Source organism: Streptomyces niveiscabiei (genome assembly GCF_001419795.1).
Lineage (GTDB): Bacteria > Actinomycetota > Actinomycetes > Streptomycetales > Streptomycetaceae > Streptomyces > Streptomyces niveiscabiei.
Genome location: NZ_LIRL01000526.1, coordinates 1 through 5,817 on the forward strand (window position 1 = coordinate 1; position 5,817 = coordinate 5,817).

2 protein-coding genes are annotated in these 5,817 nt (G+C 69.2%); one reads left to right on the forward strand and one right to left on the reverse strand.

Annotated features, from left to right (window positions below; all coding sequences use genetic code 11):
* Positions 1–1,921, forward strand: a 1,921-nt coding sequence (locus AOK24_RS25010; RefSeq protein WP_055722328.1) for a galactose-binding domain-containing protein, incomplete at its 5' end; no start/stop codon positions are given.
* A gap of 67 nt (positions 1,922–1,988) precedes the next feature.
* On the opposite strand, the gene AOK24_RS25015 is transcribed toward AOK24_RS25010, so the two are convergent.
* Positions 1,989–5,651: an SdrD B-like domain-containing protein gene (locus AOK24_RS25015; RefSeq protein ID WP_055722329.1), complete on the reverse strand. Its 3,663-nt coding sequence runs from the start codon at positions 5,649–5,651 to the stop codon at positions 1,989–1,991.
* Between the last annotated feature and the right edge of the window lie 166 nt (positions 5,652–5,817).

The following is a 5,817-nucleotide window of genomic DNA, read 5'->3' on the forward strand; positions in this document are numbered from 1 at the left end:
CCCCACCCCCGACTCCCAGATCAACGTCACCGGCGAACCCTTCACCGGCACGAACGCGGCCGGAGAGGTACGCGGCTTCGTCGACGCCCACAACCACCTCTTCTCCAACGAGGCGTTCGGCGGCCGGCTGATCTGCGGCAAGGTCTTCTCGGAGGCCGGCGTGGCGGACGCGCTGAAGGACTGCCCGGAGCACTACCCGGACGGCACCCTCGCGATCTTCGACTACATCACCCACGGCGGCGACGGCAAGCACGACCCGACGGGCTGGCCGACCTTCAAGGACTGGCCCGCGTACGACTCGATGACGCACCAGGCGAACTACTACGCCTGGGTGGAGCGCGCCTGGCGCGGCGGCCAGCGCGTCCTGGTGAACGACCTGGTCACCAACGGCGTGATCTGCTCGGTGTACTTCTTCAAGGACCGCTCCTGCGACGAGATGACGTCGATCCGCCTCCAGGCGAAGCTGACGTACGACCTCCAGGCGTACATCGACCGGCAGTACGGCGGCACCGGCAAGGGCTGGTTCCGTATCGTCACCGACAGCGAGCAGGCGCGGAAGGTCATCGAACAGGGCAAGCTGGCGGTGATCCTGGGCGTCGAGACCTCGGAGCCGTTCGGCTGCAAGCAGGTCCTGGACGTCGCGCAGTGCTCCCGGGCCGACATCGACAAGGGCCTCGACGAGCTGTACGCGCTCGGCGTGCGCTCCATGTTCCTGTGCCACAAGTTCGACAACGCGCTGTGCGGCGTCCGCTTCGACGAGGGCGGCCTCGGCACCGCCATCAACGTCGGCCAGTTCCTGTCGACCGGCACGTTCTGGCAGACCGAGAAGTGCACGACCGCGATGCACGACAACCCCATCGGCGGCGCCGCCTCCCAGGCGGAGGAGGAGCTGCCGGACGGCGTCGAGGTGCCCGCGTACGAGGGCGAAGCCCAGTGCAACAAGCGGGGGTTGACCGAACTCGGCGAGTACGCCGTACGCGGCATGATGCAGCGCAAGATGATGCTGGAGATCGACCACATGAGCGTCAAGGCCACCGGCCGGGTGCTCGACATGTTCGAGGCCGCGTCCTACCCCGGCGTGCTCTCCTCGCACAGCTGGATGGACCTCAAGTGGACCGAGCGGGTCTACTCGCTCGGCGGCTTCGTCGCCCAGTACATGCACGGCACCGAGGAGTTCGTGAAGGAGGCCGCCCGCACGGACGCGCTGCGCGAGAAGTACGGCGTCGGCTACGGCTTCGGCACCGACTTCAACGGCGTCGGCGAGCACCCCGGCCCGCGCGGCGAGACGACGACGAAGGTGACGTACCCCTTCACCAGCGTCGACGGCGGCTCGGTCATCGACCGGCAGACCAGCGGGCAGCGCACGTTCGACATCAACACCGACGGCGCCGCGCACGCCGGGCTGATCCCCGACTGGATCGAAAGCATCCGCAAGTCCGGCGGCCAGGACGCCGTGGGCGACCTCTTCCGGGGTGCCGAGTCCTACCTCGGCACCTGGGGCGCCACCGAGGGCCACCGGGCGGGCGTGAACCTCGCCCGGACCGGCACCGCGAGCGCCAGTTCCTCGGAGTCCAACCCGTTCACCAGCTACCAGCCCGGCCGGGCGATCGACGGCGACAACTCCACGCGCTGGGCCAGCGACTGGAGCGACGCGCAGTCCTGGCAGACCGACCTCGGCGCCACGCAGTTGGTGGGGCGGGTGACGCTGGACTGGGAGCGGGCGTACGGCAAGGCGTACCGCGTCGACGTCTCCACGGACGGCACCAACTGGCGTACGGCGTGGTCGACTTCGGCCGGTGACGGCGGCCTCGACACGGTCCGCTTCACGGCGGTCCCGGCGCGGTACGTCCGCGTGCAGGGGGTGCAGCGGGGGACCGAGTGGGGGTACTCGCTGCGCGAAGTCGGCGTCTACAGCGGATAGTTGGCGCAACGGAAAGGGCCGCGCACCCCGTGGGGTACGCGGCCCTGACCCGTTCAGGAGAGGAGGATCAGCACTTCTTCCCCTTGCACGGCTCCCCGCGCGGAATCGGGATCTTGATGATCAACCCGTTGTTCTTCACGGTGAGTTGGTACGTCTTGGTCGTCGGGTTCTTCGGCAGGTCGTAGCCCTCGGGGACGTCCTTGACGACCGCGTAGTACGTACCGGGCGGCAGCTTCCCGAAGGAGCACTTGCCGTTGGCCGGGGTCGAGCAGTCACCGACGAGCGTCTTCTTGCCGTCGACGACCCGCCACAGCTGGACGACCGTACTGCCCAGCGGCGTACCGGTCTTGGCGTCGGTCGTCAGGACCGTCAGGTTCAGCTCCTTGACCAGGCCGGCGTCCAGCGTCAGGTCCGAACGGTGTCCGGGACCCAGCGTGACCGGGTTCGAGCAGCCGGTCTTCTGGTTGACGACGGAGTCGTTGCCGACCGCGCCCGCGTTCTGCTTCGTCCACTGGTAGCCGTTCGGCTTGACGAAGCAGACCTTGTACGAGCCGTCGGGCAGGTTGTCGAAGAGGTACTTGCCCTGCGCGTCGGTCTTGGTCGTGCCGAGCGTCTTGCCGGTCGCCGGGTCGATGAGCTTCACGGTGACCCCGGGGGTGGGCTTCTCGCCCTTGTCCTGGATGCCGTTCGCGTTGTCGTCGTACCAGACGTAGTCGCCCAGCTTGTTGAGCGGCGTGAGCCCCGCGTCGAGCGTGAGGTCCGTCCGGTTCAGCGGGCCCAGCGTGACCGGCGCCGAGCACCCGGTCTTCGGGTCGACGACCGAGTCGTTCCCGGAGGCGCCCGCGTTCTGCTTCGTGAACTGGTAGCCGGCCGGTGCCGTGAAGCAGACCTTGTACGAGCCGTCGGGCAGGTCCTCGAAGAGGTACTTGCCGTCGGTGCCGGTCGTCGTGGTCTTGACGGTGTTGCCGGTCGCCGGGTCGATCAGCTTGACCGGGACCCCGGAAGCGGGCTTCTCGCCCGGGTCCTGGATGCCGTTGCCGTTGTCGTCGTACCAGACGTAGTCGCCGACCTTGTTGAGCGGCGTCAGACCGGCGTCCTGGGTGAGGTCGGCGCGGTTGGCCGGGCCGAGGGTGACCTCGCCGGAGCAGCCGGTCGACGGGTCCACGACCGAGTCGTCGCCGACCGCGCCCGCGTTCTGCTTGGTCCACTGGTAGCCGGCCGGCTTGTCGAAGCAGACCTTGTACTTGCCGTCGGGCAGGTTGTCGAAGAGGTACTTGCCGTCGGTGCCGGTCGTCGTGGTCTTGACGGTGTTGCCGGTCGCCGGGTCGATCAGCTTGACGGTGATCCCGGACGCCGGCTTCTCCGCCGGATCCTGGATGCCGTCGCCGTTCTCGTCGTACCAGACGTAGTCGCCCAGCTTGTTGAGCGGCGTCAGGCCCGCGTCGACGTCGTGGTTGGTGTAGCCGGGGTCGCCCACGGCCACCGTCGTCCTGCCGGTGCTGTCGGGCTTGGAGTTGACGTGGGTGTCGCTGCCCGCGTTCGCCTTCGTGAACTGGAGGTCCTTGGCGGCGGGGGTGCCGGGCAGGCCGGAGGTGTCGGCGCCGGACGGGTCGAAGGTGACGTCGTACGTCGTGTTCGGCGCCAGGCCCTGCGGGGTGCCGATGTAGTACTCGCCGTTGGCGTCGGTCGTCGCGGTGAGCTTCGTGCCGTCAGGGGCTGTCAGGGTGACGACGACGCCCGGGATCGGCGCCTCGGACGGGTCCTGGACGCCGTCGCCGTCCACGTCGTACCAGACCCGGTTGCCGATCTGGACCGGCGGCGGGGTGCTGATCAGCTCCAGGTCGGCGAGGCCGTTGCCCTTGCCGAACAGGTTCGCGCCGTCGGCCCAGGTCGACTTGATCAGCTGGTTGCCGATGATCGTGCCGCTGTCGTCCGCCCGCTTCCTGGTGGTGGGCGCCGAGCCGTCGGCGACCCACTCGCGGACGCCCTGCTCGTACGCCTGGTTCGTCCACGGGTCGAAGGCGGTCGTCCACAGCTTCTTGCGGTAGGGCTGGAGCGCGGTGCCGCCCTCGGTGATCTGGTCGTGGTGGGCGTCGGACAGGACGGTCGTGTCGTCGTAGAACTCGCCGTTGCCCGGGCCCTGCTGGTTGTTCGGGTTGGCACCCGTGAACGATCCGCAGGAGGCGTTGTTCTCCAGCGTGTACGTCGACCCCGACAGGCACGCCCGCAGCACGTCGCCGGCGGCCACCGCCGCGACCTGGGTCGTCGTCGAGCCGAAGGAGTAGGTGCGGCTGCCCTGCATGTCCCCGAAGCGGTCGCGGAAGGCCATGATCAGGTCGCCGTTGTCGGCGATCTCGATGTTGGACAGCATGGGCTGCGGCGCGGAGACGAACGTGTGCTCCTCGGGCGCCGGCACCCGCTCGTTCCACGCCTCCCAGTCGGCGCTCATCCGCTGGCCGACCGTCGTCGTGTCGTCGCAGCGGTAGCCCGCCGCGCCGACGAAGCGGTACGCGCAGCCCCGGTCGAAGTTGAGCGCGTACGAGGTCAGTTCGCTGAACGAGCCGCCCTTGAACTCGGAGACGTGCGCGCTCAGCTGGGAGGGGTCGCCCCACGCCAGCATCGGGGTGACGGTCGACTCGGCGCCGCACACCCCGCCGACCAGCACGCGCTTGCCGCGCACGCCGATGCCGTACGGGTGCCAGTCGCCGACGCACGACGCCGGCTTCGGGATGGCGTACGAGGCCGGCGTACCGGCCGTGACGCCGTCGCCGGTGCCGGTGATCGGCACGGTGTACAGCTTCGAGTCGTTCAGGTTGACGGCGTACAGCGTCTTGCCGTCGCCGGAGACGTCGACGTCGCCGAGGCCCTCGCGGCCGACCTTGCTGTAGACGGCGTCGTCGTGGAGGTAGTTGTTCGCGGAGTCGTGCGGGGTGAGGGCGCCGGGCAGGGTGGTGAACGTCGTCACCGCCTTGCTGGTGCTGTTGTAGCGGTAGATCGCGTTGACGGGTCCGGCCGGGCCGTACTCGGTGTGCCGCTTCACCGAGGTGCCCATGAAGACGTTGCCGGAGCGGTCGGTGCCGATACCGAAGACGGCCTGCTGGGCGGTGTTGTCGGTGAGCTGGGTGACCGCGCCGCCGGGCGGGGTCTTCGTGAGGTTGCCGTCGAACTGCACCAGGCCCTGCATGCCGGTCGCGTCACCCTTGGCGAGGCCCGCCGTGACCAGCGTCGGGGTCTCCGGGTAGTACACGTCCGGCTCCCAGAAGCCGGTGGTGTACGTGGCGTTCGCGCCGCCCGAGACGTCCACGAAGCCGGTGTTCGAGCGGATCACGTCGGCGCCCGTGCCGAGGCCCGCGATCGCCGGCTGGTAGGTGGCCGTGTCGGGGTTCCGCACCTCGATCCGGTACTTGCCGCCGGTCAGCGCCGAGGACGCCGGGGTGAAGGTCGCGAGCCCGTCCGCGTCGGTCGTCGCCGTCAGCTTCTGGCCCGCGTCGTCCGTCAGGGTGACGGTCACGCCCGCCATGCCGGGCTCCAGGGCGCTGTCGTAGGCGCCGTCGGCGTTCACCTCGGTGACGACCCGTACGGTCACCGCGCCGTCGCCGGCGCCCTTGCCCTTCGCCGGCCCCGGGGCCGAGACGGCCTGGGCGACGGGCGCGCCGGCCGCGCACACGGCCAGCACGAGGCCGACGGCGATCCGCCGTCGGACCCGTCTCCGCAGTGGTTCCTTGCGCATGCTGCTCCTCGTCTCGATGGAGTCCCATGGAGTCTCATGAAAACCCACTCACCCCATATATCCACATAAAGGGCAAATATGATCAATTCGGACATCGGGGTTCGGGCATCGGAGTGACCGTCATCGGGAGGCCGCCGCCGGGGCGTTGTCAGTGCCGGGTGGCAGG